The sequence below is a fragment of the Frankia sp. ACN1ag genome, from assembly GCF_001414035.1.
Lineage (GTDB): Bacteria > Actinomycetota > Actinomycetes > Frankiales > Frankiaceae > Frankia > Frankia torreyi.
This window is the reverse complement of the sequence record NZ_LJPA01000007.1, coordinates 1-14,794: the sequence shown is the minus strand read 5'-3', so window position 1 is coordinate 14,794 and position 14,794 is coordinate 1. Positions and strand designations below refer to the sequence as shown.

Sequence of the window (14,794 nt, the reverse complement as noted above, 5' to 3'; positions counted from 1 at the left end):
ATCGCGTAATTCGCGCCGATTTTTGTTATATCGCAGGGGAATTGCCAGATACGCCGCGGGAGGGCAGGCCGGGGGGCGACGAGGGGCACGGCGGAGAACCGACCGCCCCAGGATGGCCCGTCCGGACGAGGCGGCGGGTGCGATCGACGACACCATTGCGGGCATCACAATCACCGCTACCTGCTCCGACCCGAGTTCGGCCCGTACCGCGCCAGGACGATCGCCTCGACGAAGCCGACGACGGCGTACAGCGCGATGCTCGCCACGGTGATCACTACCACCGAGGCCCACACCCCGCCGTAGTTGAACGTCTGCTGTGCACGCTGCATGTAGTAGCCGAGCCCTTCGCCGGTCGCCAGCCACTCGGCGAGCAGCGCACCGATGACCGCGCCCGGGACGGCGATCCGCGCGGAGACGAACAGCGCCGGTAGGGCGCTGGGCAGCGCGACCTTGCGCAGCACGGTCGCGGGACCGCCTCCATAGGCGAGGACCAGGTCGGCGGCGGCCGGCGGACCGGACCGCAGCCCGAAGACCAGGTTCACCAGCGACGGAAAGAACACGATGATCCCGGCGATGACCCCGACCGCGGTCAGGCCCCGACCGAAGATCAGGGTGAGCAGCGGAATCATCGCCACGAGCGGCACCGACCGCAGCATCATCGCCACCGGCATCAGCGCCCGTTCCACCGAGCGGAACAGCACGAAGGTCACGGCGACGACGATCGCGGCCACGGTGCCCGCCGCGTACCCGACCCCGGCGTCGCCGAGGGTGTGCCACAGCCCGTCGAGGATCGCCCGGCGGCTCTCGGCGGCCTTGTCGGCCGTGAACAGGTACTTCCACACCGCCTGCGGATCCTTGGCGACCAGCGGGTTGAGATCGAACACGGCGATGAACGCGTACCAGAGACCCACGATCACGGCGGCCGACGCGACGACGGACAGCACGGTGCGCCCGACCCGCAGCAGGATCGCCGCGAGCAGCACGTGCGTGCCGCGACCCGCAGCCGCCACCGGAGGTGCGGAGCCGGCCGTGGCCGGTTCCGCGGCGGTCGCCGCCGGGGAGCCGGCCGTCACTGCCCGCCTCCCGGGTTACCGCGCGGCGCCCATGGGGTGAGCAGCCGGGCCACGAGCGCGGTCAGCGCGTAGCCCAGTCCGGCGACCGCGGAGGCGACCACGGCCAGCGCCCACGTCCGCGGGACCTCCAGGGCCTGCTGGGAGTGGACCATGGCCACGCCGAGCCCCCGGTCGGCGCCGAGGAACTCACCGATGATCGCGCCGAGGACGGCCGCCGGCGCGGCGATCTGCAGCCCGGCGAAGGTGCTCGGCAGGGCGGCCCGCAGCCGGATGTACCGCATCTGCTTCCAGGCGCCGCCACCGCTGGCCCGCACCACGTCGAGGCTCGCCGGGTCCGCGGCCCGCAGTCCGAGCAGGGTGCCGACCATCGTCGTGAAGAACACGGAGATGCCGGCCAGGGCGATCTGCGGGGTGCTGCCGTCGAACACGGTGGTCAGGATCGGGCCGATCGCAATGATCGGCAGGCAGTAGGACGCCACGCCGATCTGCAGCAGCACCCGCTCCACCACCGGCACCCCGAAGAACACCACGGCGAGGCCGATGGCCAGGCCGTTGCCGATCAACCACCCCTTCGCCGCGATCTGGACCGTCGACTTCGCCGACGTCCACATGAGCCGGTGGTCATCCCACAGCGCCCGCACGACCTCCCACGGGGTGGGCACCACCCCGCCGTTGTCGAGCACGGTGACCGCGAGCACCCACCACAGCGCGATCAGCCCGACGATCCCGGCCGCGCCGCCGATCCAGGCCGGCCGATCGGCGCCCGGCCCGGCCCCGTCGCGGCGACGGCCCGCGCCCGACCCGCCCGGTCCGCCAGGTCCGCCCGACCCGCCCGGTCCGGGTGATCTTCCCGGTCCCCCGGGCCCGCCCGGACCGCCGCCGGTGGCCCCGAAGGCGGCGTCCTGCAGGGTGGTCATGCGCCGCTCCGGGCGGGGTCGGCTGCCGGTATCCCCACCGTGTCCGCCGCCGTCTCGCCGCCGGCGAACAGCAGCGCCGAGAGCTCGTCGTGCAGCTCGTGGAACCGCGCCGAGCGCAGCATCTCCGGGGTGCGCGGCCGGGGCAGGTCAATGTCGACGAGCGAGGAGATGCGGCCCGGCCGGGCGCTCATCACCGCGACGGTGTCGGAGAGGATCACCGCCTCGGGAATGGAGTGGGTGACGAGCAGGGTCGTCGTGGCCCGTTCGCCCCAGATCCGCAGGAGCTCGAAGTTCAGCCGCTGGCGGGTCATGTCGTCGAGGGCGCCGAACGGTTCGTCAAGCAGCAGGATGCGGGGCTCGACGACGAGGGCGCGCGCGATCGCGACCCGCTGGCGCATCCCGCCGGACAACTGCGCCGGGCGGGCCTTCTCGAAGCCGGTGAGCCCCACCAGCCGAATCAGGTCCGCGATCACCGCCCGGTTCGCCTTCACGCCGGCGACCTCCAGCGGCAGCCGGATGTTGGCCTCGACCGAGCGCCACGGCAGCAGCGCCGAGTCCTGGAAGGCGATGCCGAGGTGGTGGCCACGACGGGCGGTCGCCGGATGCTCTCCGAGCACCAGCACCTCACCGGCGCTGGGCGCGTCGAGATCGGCGAGGATGCGCAGCACCGTCGACTTCCCGCAGCCCGACGGCCCGATGAGCGTCAGGAACGAGCCCTCCGCGGTGGCGAGGTTGACGTCGTCGAGGGCCAGAATCGACGTGCGGCCGAGGCGGAACTCCTTGCGCAGGCCCACCACACTCACGCCGGAACCAGGGGCAGGAGCTGAGGGAGCCGACGGTCCCGAGGTCGGCTCCGGCATGGGCGTGGCGGCTGCACTCATACGAGTTCCGGCTTCTCCTTGTACAGCTCTCGGATGATGGACAGATCGAACAGCTTTTCGGCGGTGATGTCGACGCCGGCGAGCTTGAGGGTGGCGATGTTCTCCTCGACCAGAGTGTCGGTGAGTGTGAACAGCCCGTTCTTCTTCGTCTCCTCGGTGAGGATGAGCTTGTTCTGGTCGGCGCTTTCCAGGCCCTGTTCCTTCTCGTCCAGGCCGAGGTCCTTGCCGTAGACGGTGGCGGCGAGCTTGGCGCCGAGCGAGGCGTCGGAGGTGGCGTCCTTCCAGCCGCGGATCTCGGCGGTCAGCGCCGCCTTCACCTTGTCGCGGTTCTTCGCGATCGACTCGTCGGTGACCATGAAGGTCTCCGAAACCAGCGGATAGTTGTGGTCGGCGAGCAGGAAGGTGGTGACGTCGAAGCCCTTGACCCGCAGCAGGTTCGGCTCGTTCGTCACGAAGGCGAACCAGCCGTCGACCGTTCCGGTGGTCAGCGGCAGCGGGTCGAACTCCACCGGCACCTTCGTGATGGACGACGGGTCGAGCTTGTTCGCCTTCAGGAACGCCGACCAGACAGACTCGTTGGTCGCCTGCACACCGATCTTCTTGCCGACCAGGTCCTGCGGCGTCCTGATGGGGCTCTTGGCCATGGACAGGATGGCGAACGGGTTCTTCTGGTACTGCGCACCGATGATCTTCAGGGGGGCGCCCTGGGCGATCGCGGTCCCGGTGATGTCCGGCGAGGAGATTCCGATGAAGGCCTTACCGGTGGCGACGTCGGTGTCCTGCGGCGTCGCCGACGGGCCGCCCGCGATCAGGTTGACGCCGGAGAAACCGGCCGCCTTGTAGTAGCCGCGCTGGTCGGCGAGGTACTCCCCGGCAAACTCCACATTCTTGATCCACGACAGGCGGACGCCGAGCGTCCCGAACGAGGCTGCGCCGGAACCGCCCGAGCCCGAGTCGCCGCTGTCGTCGCTGCCGCAGGCGGCGAGCAGGCCGCTCCCGCCGACGGTGAGCAGAGTCGCTCCCGCGGTCACTCCCACACCCCGGCGGAGAAAACCCCGCCGATCCAGACCTGTTGTCACCAAACCCCCATCACACTCGTCTCGGGCACACCCCATCGGCCGGTCGATCCGACCTGCCCGAGNGGTCTCCCGGACGCTAGGAAGGAGGCGTATCCGTCTCATCGCACCTGTGTGAATTGCCAGTAACTCCATTCTCGCCGCCGGGCCGGTCAGGCTCCACCACCGCCCCCGGGATTCCCGCCGACCGAAACGTCACCGAAACCTGGATGCCCCGAAAGCGGTTCAACGTTCACCTGCCCGACATCGGGCGGCGGTCGAATGACGAACGGGCGGGAGTGCCGCGGAACCCGTGCACCGACCATCCGGGCGGCCCGCGGCGACGCCGGCATCATTGGCAGCGCCTGCTAGGCTTCGCGTTCGTGCTGCTGAGCCCCCATGAACAGGAACGGCTGCTCATCCACGTGGCGGCCGGACTCGCCCGGGAACGACGCGCCCGCGGGCTGCGGCTGAACCATCCCGAGGCAACCGCCCTGCTCACCTCGTTCCTGCTGGAGGGCGCCCGCGACGGTCGCAGCGTCGCTGACCTGATGACCGCCGGGCGCGGCGTGCTCACCCGGGACGACGTCATGGAGGGGGTGCCGGAGATGCTCGCCGAGGTCCAGGTCGAGGCGACGTTCCCGGACGGCACCAAGCTGGTCACCGTGCACCAGCCGATCGCGTGATCCCCGGTGAGGTCCTGCCGGGCGAGGACCCCGTCGAGATCAACCCGGGGCGGCCCGTCCGGACGGTGCTGGTCCGCAACACCGGCGACCGTCCGGTGCAGGTCGGGTCGCACTACCACTTCGCCGCGGCCAACCCGGCGCTCGACTTCGACCGCGGCGTCGCGTGGGGGCACCGGCTGGCGGTGCCCGCCGGCACCGCGGTCCGCTTCGAGCCCGGGGTGGAACGCGAGGTCGACCTCGTCCCGCTGGCCGGCGCCCGCATCGTGCCCGGCCTGCGTCCGGAGTCGGCCGGCCCGCTCGACGGGCGCGAGGGCCACGACGGCCGGGAGGGCCCGGCTGCGGCGGTCGGCGACCTGCCGGGTTACCTCGGAGAGGGCTCATGAGCCGGCTGGACCGCTCCCGCTACGCCTCGTTGTACGGACCGACGGTCGGCGACCGCATCCGCCTCGCCGACACCGACCTGCTCATCGAGGTGACCGAGGACCGCAGCCGCGGTCCGGCGCTCCGCGGCAGCGGCGACGAGGCGGTCTTCGGCGGCGGCAAGGTCATCCGCGAGTCCATGGGCCAGTCGCGGGCAACTCGCGCCGAGGGCGCCCCCGATCTCGTCATCACCGGTGCCGTCGTGCTCGACCACTGGGGCGTGATCAAGGCGGACGTCGGCATCCGCGACGGGCGGATCGTCGCGCTCGGCAAGGCCGGCAACCCGGACACGATGGACGGCGTTCATCCCGACCTGGTCATCGGGCCCGGCACCGAGATCATCGCCGGGAACGGGAAGATCCTCACCGCGGGCGCGGTCGACTGCCACGTGCACCTGATCTGCCCGCAGCAGGTCCCCGAGGCACTCGGCGCCGGGATCACGACCCTCATCGGCGGCGGCACCGGGCCGGCCGAGGGCACGAAGGCGACCACCGTGACGCCGGGCTCGTGGAACCTCGGCCGGATGCTCTCGGCGATGGATGACTGGCCGGTGAACGTCGTCCTGCTCGGCAAGGGAAACACGGTCAGCGACGCGTCGATGTGGGAACAGCTCCGGGCCGGCGCGGCCGGGTTCAAGCTGCACGAGGACTGGGGCACGACGCCCGCCGCGATCGACGCCTGCCTGCGCGTCGCCGACGCCGCCGGAGTCCAGGTGGCGCTGCACTCGGACACGCTCAACGAGGCCGGCTTCGTCGAGGACACCCTCGCCGCCATCGCCGGGCGGGCCATCCACGCCTACCACACCGAGGGCGCCGGCGGCGGCCACGCCCCGGACATCATCACCGTCGCCGCCGCCGCCAACGTGCTGCCGTCGTCGACGAACCCGACCCGCCCGCACACCGTCAACACCCTCGACGAACACCTGGACATGCTGATGGTCTGCCACCATCTCAACCCCGGTGTGCCCGAGGATCTGGCCTTCGCCGAGAGNCGGATCCGGCCGTCGACGATCGCCGCAGAGGACATCCTGCACGACCTCGGCGCCATCTCGATGATCGGTTCGGACTCGCAGGCGATGGGCCGGATCGGCGAGGTCGTGCTGCGCACCTGGCAGACGGCCCACGTGATGAAGCGTCGTCGCGGGGCCCTGCCGGGGGACGGCCCGGCCGACAACGCGCGGGCCCGGCGGTACGTCGCCAAGTACACGATCTGCCCGGCGGTGGCGCACGGGCTGGACGCGCAGATCGGCTCGGTCGAGCCCGGCAAGCTCGCGGACCTGGTGCTCTACGATCCCGCGTTCTTCGGGGTGCGGCCGTCGCTGGTCCTCAAGGGCGGGTTCATCGCCTGGGCGGCCATGGGCGACGCCAACGCCTCCATCCCGACCCCGCAGCCGGTGCTGCCCCGCCCGATGTGGGGGGCCGCGCGGGGTCCGGCCGCCGCCTCGTCGCTGACCTTCGTCGCGCCCGCGGCGATCTCCGACGGGCTGCCCGAACGGCTGGGCCTGGCCACCCCCGTGGTCCCGGTCGAGGACGTGCGCCGGCGCGGCAAGGCCGATCTGCCGGAGAACACCGCGACGCCGGACATCCGCGTCGACCCGGACACGTTCACGGTCTCGATCGACGGCGACGCCGTCGAGGCCGATCCGGTGCGCGAGCTACCGATGGCCCAGCGGTACTTCCTGTTCTGACGGCGCCGCAGCCGACCGCGTCACCGCGCGGGCCGCGCGGATCACGCGGGCCACGCGGTCGCGGCCCGATCCGCCCGGCCTCGGCCGGGGCGCGCGTCAGCGAGCGGCGTTCTTGATGAACTGGTCGCGATAGGAGGCCGGGTCGCCGCTGTAATAGCCGGCCCGCACGTGCCGGCGGGTCGTGGCGTTCTCCGTCGCGCGGGCCGCCGAGTGCCACAGGTAGGCGTCGTGCAGCAGCAGATCGCCGCGCTCGGCGTAGACGGCGATCTCCCCCGGGATCTTCTCGAATCCGAGCGGCATCTCGTAGGGCGGCTCGGCGTCGGTGTGTCCCCCGCTCGGGCGGGCGTCCGCGGGCACGGCGACGTTGTTGATGTTGCGGTAGGGCGCCGGCGTGGCCCAGCGGTGGGATCCGGGCACCACCCGCAGGAAGCCGTTGGCCGGGCTGGTCGCGTCCACGTGCAGGGTGAACGCGCAGCCGGGCCAGACGTCGAGACTCGGCATCGCCTGCCAGTCCGAGTGCCAGCCGATCCGGCTGTAGCCGGACTCGCGGCCGGGCCGGGCGTCCTGGAAGACCACGCCGGCGTTCTCGCTGGGGCTCATCCACACGTCCGCGCCGAGCAGGCGGCGCAGCAGGGCGACCATGAGCGGATGGGTCGCCGCCGCCCGCACGGCCGGGGCGAGCTCCTCGACGTGTTCGACGTAGTTCACGTACGCCTCGGCATCGGCCTCGATCCCGGTATCGGCCTCGATCCCGGTATCGGCGCCGGCAGGCTTCGTTCCGTTCGAGGCCCGTCCGGAGGGGCCCGTCACGCCGTCGGCCTGACCCGCCCGACCCAGATCCGCCCGACCCAGATCCGCCCGGCCCAGGCCCGTCCGATTCAGGTAACGGGCGTCCAGGTATTGCGTGGAGCCATAGCGCTCGGACACCGTCCCGGCGAGGACCGCCTGCTGCGCCGCGCCGCACTCCCGCTCGACCCGGTCGAGGAACGCGGTGGAGTGCAGGCCGCGGAGCACGACGAAGCCGTGACGGTGGTAGAAGTCGTCGAGGTCGGCCAGCGCCGGCGCGGCCAGCGGGTCCGGCAGGGTCGTGTCCACGACGAACACTCCGACCTCGGCCACCGCCGGCATGGACGGCGCCCCGCGGGTCACGCCCGCCGGGGCCGGGACGAAAGTCGGGCTGCCCATGGTCGTTCCTCCACCCTCGACGTCGCCGCCGGCCCGGGTGGCCCCCGACCGGACCAGTCGGTTCATCACGCTACGGCGAACGGGTTTCGACGCCGTTGCTGACCAGCAGCAATCCGGCGTCCGGCGAACCTCGCGCCCCGGCCACCCGCCGATGGGGACAGGGCCTTCAGACTGCCGGCCGGCCTCCTGACCTGCTGACCTGCTCGTCTAGTGTCGGGCGCGGGTGCGGGTGCGGTGACCGGTGCTGTGCGACGAGTGGGAGCCCTTGCGCTCGCATTCCCACTCGTGGTCGTCGCCGTCCCAGTCGGCCTGGTAGCCCGCCTGGCAGCGGGGTTTCGGCGGACGGTTGTCGCCACAGGAGGTGAGCACGGGTGCCAGCGCCACCGCCGCCACCAGCAGCCCGGCCAGGCGTACTCGCGATTCGGCCCCTGTCGCGCGTCGTGACATGTCGTCCCTCGTCCCGGTTTCATGATGGTCGTCGCCACCGGAGGCACGTATGGCCCGGCAGGCGGGGCCCGAGCGGCGTACGGCCGGTCAGCCCGAGCGCCGCGGTGCCGCCCGGCCAGGCCGGACGGCGGCCACCGGCCGCGAACTCTTCCACAGGACGACGGATGTTGTGACCGGATTGTCGCCCGAATGACCGAGGGTGCCATCTGGCCGAAGGCGACCAACGAGCAAGAAACCCGCTGGAGGGGGCGCTGTGAGATCAGGTGACGAGACGGACGCCCACCTCGGCGCCGACCAGCCCAGCCACATCGACCGACCCGGCCACACTGTGCAACCTGGCCACACCGTGCAACCTGGCCCCGATGGTGGGGACGGGCATGGTCCGATCGGGCGGTCTGGGCGACGGGCGACCTTGCTGGTTCTCGCGGATGGCCGCATGCCGACCGGAGGCCATGCCCATTCGGGCGGGGTCGAGGCCGCGGTGACCGACGGCAGCCTGGCGAGTCTCACCGACCTGGCGGCGTTCCTGCTCGGCCGGCTGCACACCGTCGGCCTGGTCGCCGCTGCCTTCGCCGCCGCCACCTGCCACGCCATCGCGACCGGCCGGACCGGCGTCGCCGACCTCGACGCCGAACTCGACGCCCGCACGCCCGCCCCGGCGCAGCGCGCGGCCAGCCGGGCACAGGGCCGCACCCTGCTACGAGCCGGCCGGGCCGCCTGGCCGGTGCCGGCCGGCCCTCGCGCCCCGCATCACCCGATCGCGCTGGGCATGGTGGCCGCCGGCGCGGGGCTGACGCCCGGGGACGCAGCCCTCGCCGCGGCACACACCACGGTCACCGGGCCCGCGACGGCCGCGACCCGCCTGATCGGGCTGGACCCCCTGGCCGTCACCGGGGTGCTGGCCCGCCTCGCCGACGACGTGGAGGCGATCGCCCGTGCGGGCGAGGAGGCCGCCGCCCTGCCCCCACGGGAGCTTCCGGCGCTCACAGCCGTGCGCCTGGACCTGCTGGCCGAGCAGCACCGGCTCGCGCCGTTGCGGATGTTCACCTCGTAGTCGTGACTCCTCCGCCGGCTAAAGCCGGCGGCTTCTCAGACCGCCTGAGCATGGCGCAAGTTCCGCGAAACATCATGATCATCATGGGTCGAGTCATGCCAGGGCCGAGTCCGGATCGGGCGGCGTGGCGCGGTTCCTTGGGGATCACCATGCTCGGCGGAGCAGGATGACACGTGCCAAGTGATATGGATTTCAGTCCCTCGCTGCTCAAGTCCCAGCTCGCCAAGTGTCGTCCCCGCACGCGCGGGGATCTTCTGACCCGCTGATCGTTCGGGAGTTTGTTGGCGGGGCGTGNCCACCTATTCGTAGGAAGGCCGCCGCTCGCGCAGCTACGACCCGCGAAGTGGGCCCGAGCGATCGGAGAGTGGTAGCCGCAGGGCCATGATCCGGGCTACGTGGACTGTTACGGTCCCCCGGTGGGCGATAACGAGCTGGGGCTGTTCCTGCGGGTCCGTCGCGAGGCCCTCACCCCCGCCGATGTGGGGCTGCCCAGTGGGCCCCGCCGCCGCGCCCGTGGGCTGCGCCGATCGGAGGTCGCCGCGCTCGCCGGGGTGAGCGTCGAGTACGTGACCCGGTTGGAGCAGGGCCGCGACCGCCGGCCGTCCATGGCCGTGTTGGGCGTCCTCGCCGAGGCCCTCCGGCTGACCGCGAACGAGCGGGTCCACCTGCAACGCCTGGTCAAGGCTGCTGACGGGGGCTTTACCTGCATGGGGGGGATACCGCCCGGCCGGACGGTGCGGCCGACCGTGCAGCGGCTGCTGGACGGTCTCGAGCCGGGTCCGGCCGTGCTCCTCAACCGGCTCACCGACATCCTGGCCCACACCGAGGGATACGTCCGGGTCGCTGGTCCGATCGGACTACTCGACGGCCATCCACCGAACCTGGCCCGCTTTGTCCTCACCGACAGCCGGGCCCGGGCCGCCCTGCCGGACTGGGACCAGGCGGCCGACGCCCAGGTGGCCGCACTCAAACAGGGTCCGTTCCGGGCGGATCCCTTCGTTGCGGCCCTCGCCGACGAGCTGACCCGCACCGCCGGGGCGGCGTTCACGGAGCGGGTGACGAGGCTGACGGGCCTGCCGCCGGCGAACGGAATCGCTCGCCTGGTCCACCCTGACGTCGGCGAACTGCGGCTGGCCTTCGAACGGCTCGATCTACCGGCCGACGACGAACAGTGTCTTCTCGTCCTCCTGCCAGCCGACGAGGCCACCGCGGCCGCGCTCGACCGACTCACCGGTCGCCGCCCCGGCGCTCTGCGCGCCGTCTCCGGCTGACCGCGAGCACTCCCTCCCCCGGCCCCGCCCCAGCTCCCCCGCCTTCACCGGCTTGCTCCATCGACCCCGGCCTCGTCCCACAATCCCGGCCCCACAATCCCGGCCCCACCGACCCGGCCCCACCGACCCGGCCCCGCGGCCCCACGGCCCCGCACGGCCGGAACGCCCGTTGCCCGGCCGACACCCTGGCCGCGAGGAGGTGCACCCGATGCCCACGACCACCGACGCCGCGTCGCCAGCCATGCCCCGGACGGGCCGTACGGCTGTCCGGGCGCATGCCGCGGTGCGGGTGGAGCGGGGACCGCAGGGCGCTCCCCGACTCGCCGAGCTGCGCTCGGACGTGCCGATCGTCCTGCGCCTGACCGGCGTGTCACCCGTTCGGACCGGGGCGCGCACGGGCGGCGGGGCGCGCCCCGGGGCGGAGCCGCTGCCGACGATGACGGTCCATCTGGTCAACGGGGCCGCCGGTCCGCTGGCGGGCGATGACCTGCGGCTGGACATCTCCGTCGGGGGCGGGGTGCGCCTGGTCCTGCGCTCGGTGGCCGCGACCGTCGCGCTGCCGGGTCACGGCCCCGGACCATCCCGGCTGACCGTCACCGCGGAGGTGGCCGACGGCGGCGAACTCGACCTCGGTCCGGAACCGACCGTGGTTGCCGACGGTGCCGACCATCGGATCGTCACGGAGGTCCGGTTGGCCGCGACGGCTCGGCTGCGGCTGCGCGAGGAGATCCTGCTCGGACGGTTCGGCGAGCCCAGCGGGTCCGTCCTCAGCATGCTGCGTGTCGACGTGGCGGGCGGCGCCGAGGGTTCGGGCACCGACCTGGCGGGTGGGTCGTCCAGGTGGGTGCCTCTGCTGCGTCAGGAGCTGCTGCTCGGGCCACAGGTGCCCGGGCTGCGGGGTCCAGCCCAGTTGGGCGGTGCCCGCGCGGTCGGCTCCTTGCTCGTCGTGGGGCCCGAATGGGCCGAAGCCGGAGCCGGAGCCGACGCCGCCGTCGCGGAGGGGGTGGCCCGGCTGCCCCTGACCGGTCCGGGCTATCTGGTGTCGGCGTTGGCCGACGATGCCGTCACCCTGCGCCGCCGGCTGACAGCACTGGCCGACCCCACGGGATGAGCCGCCGTTGGCCTCCGGCGCAGGGCCTGGGTCAGCGTCCGGCGCCGGGCGGGCGGTCGTCCGCCCGGGCTTGGGACTGAGCCCCGCCGGGTGCGGGCACTGCGCGTGCGGCGTCCTCACGGCGCGGCTCGTCGGTCCGCCCGGGCCTGGGGCTGGAACGGGAGAAGCCGTCGTTCCACGGGTCACGCGGCGGCTCGACCGGACCGGCAGCCGCCGGGATCGTCGCCCCTGGGCCGGGGGATGCCACGGCGGCCACCGGACCGGCGGCGGCCAGACTCGCCTCGGCCGGGGCTGCCGTGGCCGGCGGCGCGGCAGCCGGGGCCACCGTGGCGGTCGGCACCGCGGTGGACTGCGCGGCGACGGACTGCGCGGCGACGGAGGGCGCCGGGACGGAAGGCGCCGTGGCTGGCGTCGCCGCGTCGGAGGAGAGCCGATCGGCGGACGGCGTCCCGTGATCGTCGTAGGTGCGCCCCTTCCACGCGGCGCCGCGGCCGGCCCGCTTGAGCCGCGCCGAGTCCAGCGTCATCCCGAGGTAGAGCACAGCGACGCCGGGGAGTAGCAGGGCGGCGGGAACCGGCTGGCGGTAGTACCGGATCATCGGCACGTAGGAGAGAGTCATGATCACCCAGGCGACGGCGCCGATGATCGCGGTCGTGCTGTCGCCGGCCGCGAGGCCCGCGACGGTGGCGACCACCGGGACGACGAAGACCAGGGACATCCCGAGCACGGTGCCGAGCAGCAGCAGCGGCGAGTGCCGGAGCTGGGCGTAGGCGCTGCGGGACACCATCTTCCACAGATCCGCCAGCCGCGGGTACGGGCGCCGGCTGTGGACCTGCTCGGCGAGCCCCAGCCAGGTCCGTCCACCGGAGCGCTTGATGATCCGGGCGATCGCGACGTCGTCGATGACCGCCCCGCGGACCTCGGCGAGCCCGCCGGCCGCCAGGAGGGCCTCCCGACGGACCAGCGAGCAACCCCCCGCCGCCGCCGCCACCCGCGAACGCGGGCGATTCGACCAGCGGAACGGATACAGCATCGCGAAGAAGTAGACGAACGCCGGAACGATGACCCGTTCCCACGCGGTCTCGGCTCGCAGCACGGCCATCTGCGAGACCATGTCCAGCCCGTGCGTGCGCGCGGAGGCCACCAGGCTGGTCAGCGAACCCGGGTCGTGCGCGATGTCGGCGTCGGTGAGCAGCAGGAACTCGGCGTCGCCGGCGCAGTCGACGCCGCGGCGCAGGGCCCACAGCTTGCCGGTCCATCCGGGCGGGGGCTCTGTGGAGGCGGTGACCGCGGCGCTGACGCCCGTGTGCCCGTTACGGGCGGCCTCCTCGGCCAGGGCCCGGGCGACCTCCGTGGTCCCGTCGGTGGAGCCGTCGTCGACGAGGATCAGGCGAACCGGCCCGGGATAGTCCTGGGCGAGCAGGGTCGGGAGCGTTACGGGCAACACGTCGGCTTCGTCCCGGGCCGGGATGATGATCGCTACGCTGGGCCACGATGGCGGTGCCTGCCGCGCGGGGAGCCGCTGGTCGGTGCGCCAGAAGAAACCATGACCGACGGCCAGATACAACCAGGCGAGCAATGAGGCGAGGGCTATCCACTGCAGCACAGTCACAGAGAGTGATGCTGCCACGTGCGTCGTACGGGCGTCAGACGAGTGCGGTAATTGTGTGTTAAGAACTTTCCGTCCCCGATAGGTCCGCCGCGGCCGCGGTGGCCTCGCCGCCGGTGCCGACCTCCGGGCGCACCGCGGGATGGGGCCGCTGAGCAGGGACGATGCCCCATCGAGAACGGGCACCCGGCGCTGCGCGAACGCAATCGGACCCGACCCGTCGACCATCCGGGCGCTCCCGCCCCGCACCACCCGCGACGGGCGGGGTTAATCCCACGGTGCCATCACATCGTCCTGTGTGTACCCCCACCGAACGGCCCCCGGCCGCCCCACCCGATCCCGGCTCGGCAGAGCCACCTCCGAAGGCGCCGACTGCACCATAATCAGGGGGTGACCAGAAGCCGTCGTACCGAGCAGACGGCTGACACCCGTCAGGCCCTGATCTCGGCAGCCCGCCGCCGGTTCGCCGAGCAGGGCTTCGCCGCCACGGGGACCGAGGAGATCGTCGCCGACGCCCAGGTCACCCGCGGCGCGCTGTACCACCACTTCCGCGACAAGGCCGAACTGTTCCGCACGGTGATGGAACAGGTCGCCACCGAGGTGGCCGAGCAGCTCGTCGCGGGCGAGCTCGCGCGCGACGCGGAGCTGCCCAGCGATGCCTGGACGCAACTGCGCCAGGGGTTCCAGTCCCTGCTCGACATCTCCACCGCGGACAGTGACTTCCAGCGCATCGTGCTGATCGACGGTCCCGCCGTCCTCGGCAACCAAGCGTGGGACGCCCTCGTCGAGCGGCACGGCTACCGGCTGCTGTCCGAATGGCTGGAACGGGCGATGGCCGAGGAGCGCATCGATCCGCTCCCGGTGGGCCCGCTGACCAGGCTGGTCGCCGCCCTGCTGTCGGAGGCGAGCATCTACACGGCGGGCGCGGCCGACCCGGACACCGCCCGCATCGAGATCGGCATCGTGCTCGACCGGCTGCTGCGCGGGCTGGGCCGGGGCGGCGACCTCGCCGAGCAGCCCCCGGTCAGCGTCGACAGCGCCGCCGGCCCCCAGCACGCCCGCTAGCCCCGTGTTTCGCACTTCGGATTCTGCTGCGCCGACCGGCCCCTGTGATCTTGTTTTCGGGTCATGGGGGTTAGGTGGGGTCGATGCCGAGGAGGTCGAGCAGGTGCTGTTGGAGTGGTCCGGGTCTGGGGATGTAGGCGGGCTGGCCGGCGGCGGTGGGGACCAGGCGCAGGGGGGCGAGGGCTTCGAGGATGAGTCGGCCGGTGGGCCGGGCGGGGCGGCCGGCGTAGAGGCCGGGCAGCTTCTCGGCGGGGGCGATCGCCTGGCGGACGGCGCGTTCGATCAGGGTGAACACGAGCAGGGCCAGGCAGATGACGTGGATGAGGCCGTCGA

General features: G+C 72.7%; 14 protein-coding genes and 2 pseudogenes. 8 read left to right on the top strand and 8 right to left on the bottom strand.

The features are described 5' to 3' along the window. Positions 1 to 176: 176 nt before the first annotated feature. From UK82_RS07815 to UK82_RS07800, 4 genes are read right to left on the bottom strand one after another with little or no spacing between them, the layout of a single operon-like run. The gene (locus UK82_RS07815; protein WP_396230483.1) at positions 177 to 1,073 is read right to left on the bottom strand and encodes an ABC transporter permease; all 897 of its coding nucleotides are present in this window, start codon (positions 1,071 to 1,073) and stop codon (positions 177 to 179) included. Then, complete coding sequence (locus UK82_RS07810) at positions 1,070 to 1,990, bottom strand: ABC transporter permease (RefSeq protein ID WP_055406775.1); 921 nt, start codon at positions 1,988 to 1,990, stop codon at positions 1,070 to 1,072. Before UK82_RS07810 ends, UK82_RS07815 begins: the two co-directional genes overlap by 4 nt. After that, on the bottom strand, positions 1,987 to 2,871 hold the full coding sequence (locus UK82_RS07805) for an ABC transporter ATP-binding protein (protein WP_044884403.1): 885 nt from the start codon (positions 2,869 to 2,871) through the stop codon (positions 1,987 to 1,989). Before UK82_RS07805 ends, UK82_RS07810 begins: the two co-directional genes overlap by 4 nt. Further along, the gene (locus UK82_RS07800) at positions 2,868 to 3,986 is read right to left on the bottom strand and encodes an ABC transporter substrate-binding protein (RefSeq protein ID WP_055406774.1); all 1,119 of its coding nucleotides are present in this window, start codon (positions 3,984 to 3,986) and stop codon (positions 2,868 to 2,870) included. Before UK82_RS07800 ends, UK82_RS07805 begins: the two co-directional genes overlap by 4 nt. A gap of 323 nt (positions 3,987 to 4,309) precedes the next feature. Here UK82_RS07800 and UK82_RS07795 point away from each other — a divergent pair, with 323 nt between their 5' ends. The 4 genes and pseudogenes from UK82_RS07795 to UK82_RS36455 all read left to right on the top strand — a co-directional run. After that, entirely contained in the window at positions 4,310 to 4,612 is a 303-nt protein-coding gene (locus tag UK82_RS07795) for an urease subunit gamma (RefSeq protein ID WP_011602639.1), read from the top strand. Further along, positions 4,609 to 4,995, top strand: a complete 387-nt coding sequence (locus UK82_RS07790; protein ID WP_055406773.1) for an urease subunit beta — start codon at positions 4,609 to 4,611, stop codon at positions 4,993 to 4,995. The genes UK82_RS07795 and UK82_RS07790 overlap by 4 nt, the downstream gene beginning before the upstream one ends. After that, positions 4,992 to 6,022, top strand: a pseudogene (locus tag UK82_RS36460) (urease subunit alpha); the annotation flags it as partial. The gene UK82_RS07790 and the pseudogene UK82_RS36460, both read left to right, overlap by 4 nt. 1 nt (position 6,023) lies before the next feature. Next, the coding region (locus UK82_RS36455) for an amidohydrolase family protein (protein ID WP_236705635.1) at positions 6,024 to 6,719 on the top strand (696 nt) is incomplete at its 5' end. A 96-nt stretch (positions 6,720 to 6,815) separates the two neighbouring features. Here the strand turns inward: UK82_RS36455 and UK82_RS07780 are convergent. Together UK82_RS07780 and UK82_RS07775 are read right to left on the bottom strand one after the other, a co-directional pair. After that, positions 6,816 to 7,904 carry a phytanoyl-CoA dioxygenase family protein gene (locus UK82_RS07780; RefSeq protein ID WP_236705634.1) on the bottom strand — a complete coding sequence of 363 codons (1,089 nt, stop codon included), beginning with the start codon at positions 7,902 to 7,904 and terminating at the stop codon, positions 6,816 to 6,818. Between the two features lie 207 nt (positions 7,905 to 8,111). Further along, positions 8,112 to 8,351: a hypothetical protein gene (locus tag UK82_RS07775; RefSeq protein WP_044884407.1), complete on the bottom strand. Its 240-nt coding sequence runs from the start codon at positions 8,349 to 8,351 to the stop codon at positions 8,112 to 8,114. Between the two features lie 436 nt (positions 8,352 to 8,787). Between UK82_RS07775 and UK82_RS07770 the strand changes: the two genes are divergently transcribed. The 3 genes from UK82_RS07770 (at position 8,788) to UK82_RS07760 (ending at position 11,787) form a co-directional block, all read left to right on the top strand. Beyond that, the gene (locus UK82_RS07770; RefSeq protein ID WP_044884408.1) at positions 8,788 to 9,405 is read left to right on the top strand and encodes an urease accessory protein UreF; all 618 of its coding nucleotides are present in this window, start codon (positions 8,788 to 8,790) and stop codon (positions 9,403 to 9,405) included. A 416-nt stretch (positions 9,406 to 9,821) separates the two neighbouring features. Continuing rightward, positions 9,822 to 10,676 carry a helix-turn-helix domain-containing protein gene (locus tag UK82_RS07765; protein WP_044884409.1) on the top strand — a complete coding sequence of 285 codons (855 nt, stop codon included), beginning with the start codon at positions 9,822 to 9,824 and terminating at the stop codon, positions 10,674 to 10,676. 208 nt (positions 10,677 to 10,884) lie between these two features. Continuing rightward, positions 10,885 to 11,787: an urease accessory protein UreD gene (locus tag UK82_RS07760; RefSeq protein ID WP_044884410.1), complete on the top strand. Its 903-nt coding sequence runs from the start codon at positions 10,885 to 10,887 to the stop codon at positions 11,785 to 11,787. 31 nt (positions 11,788 to 11,818) lie between these two features. On the opposite strand, the gene UK82_RS07755 is transcribed toward UK82_RS07760, so the two are convergent. After that, on the bottom strand, positions 11,819 to 13,399 hold the full coding sequence (locus UK82_RS07755) for a glycosyltransferase (RefSeq protein WP_236705633.1): 1,581 nt from the start codon (positions 13,397 to 13,399) through the stop codon (positions 11,819 to 11,821). A gap of 387 nt (positions 13,400 to 13,786) precedes the next feature. Between UK82_RS07755 and UK82_RS07750 the strand changes: the two genes are divergently transcribed. Further along, entirely contained in the window at positions 13,787 to 14,461 is a 675-nt protein-coding gene (locus UK82_RS07750) for a TetR/AcrR family transcriptional regulator (protein WP_044884412.1), read from the top strand. Positions 14,462 to 14,531: 70 nt separating this feature from the next. On the opposite strand, the pseudogene UK82_RS07745 reads toward UK82_RS07750, so the two are convergent. Further along, positions 14,532 to 14,794, bottom strand: a pseudogene (locus UK82_RS07745) (transposase); the annotation flags it as partial.

Bases quoted from the DNA above. Each gene is read 5' to 3' on its own strand.
- UK82_RS07775 (WP_044884407.1), bottom strand. From the start codon at position 8,351: ATGTCACGACGCGCGACAGGGGCCGAATCGCGAGTACGCCTGGCCGGG.
- UK82_RS07780 (WP_236705634.1), bottom strand. From the start codon at position 7,904: ATGGGCAGCCCGACTTTCGTCCCGGCCCCGGCGGGCGTGACCCGCGGG.
- UK82_RS07805 (WP_044884403.1), bottom strand. From the start codon at position 2,871: ATGAGTGCAGCCGCCACGCCCATGCCGGAGCCGACCTCGGGACCGTCG.
- UK82_RS07770 (WP_044884408.1), top strand. From the start codon at position 8,788: ATGCCGACCGGAGGCCATGCCCATTCGGGCGGGGTCGAGGCCGCGGTG.
- UK82_RS07800 (WP_055406774.1), bottom strand. From the start codon at position 3,986: ATGGGGTGTGCCCGAGACGAGTGTGATGGGGGTTTGGTGACAACAGGT.
- UK82_RS07810 (WP_055406775.1), bottom strand. From the start codon at position 1,990: ATGACCACCCTGCAGGACGCCGCCTTCGGGGCCACCGGCGGCGGTCCG.
- UK82_RS07760 (WP_044884410.1), top strand. From the start codon at position 10,885: ATGCCCACGACCACCGACGCCGCGTCGCCAGCCATGCCCCGGACGGGC.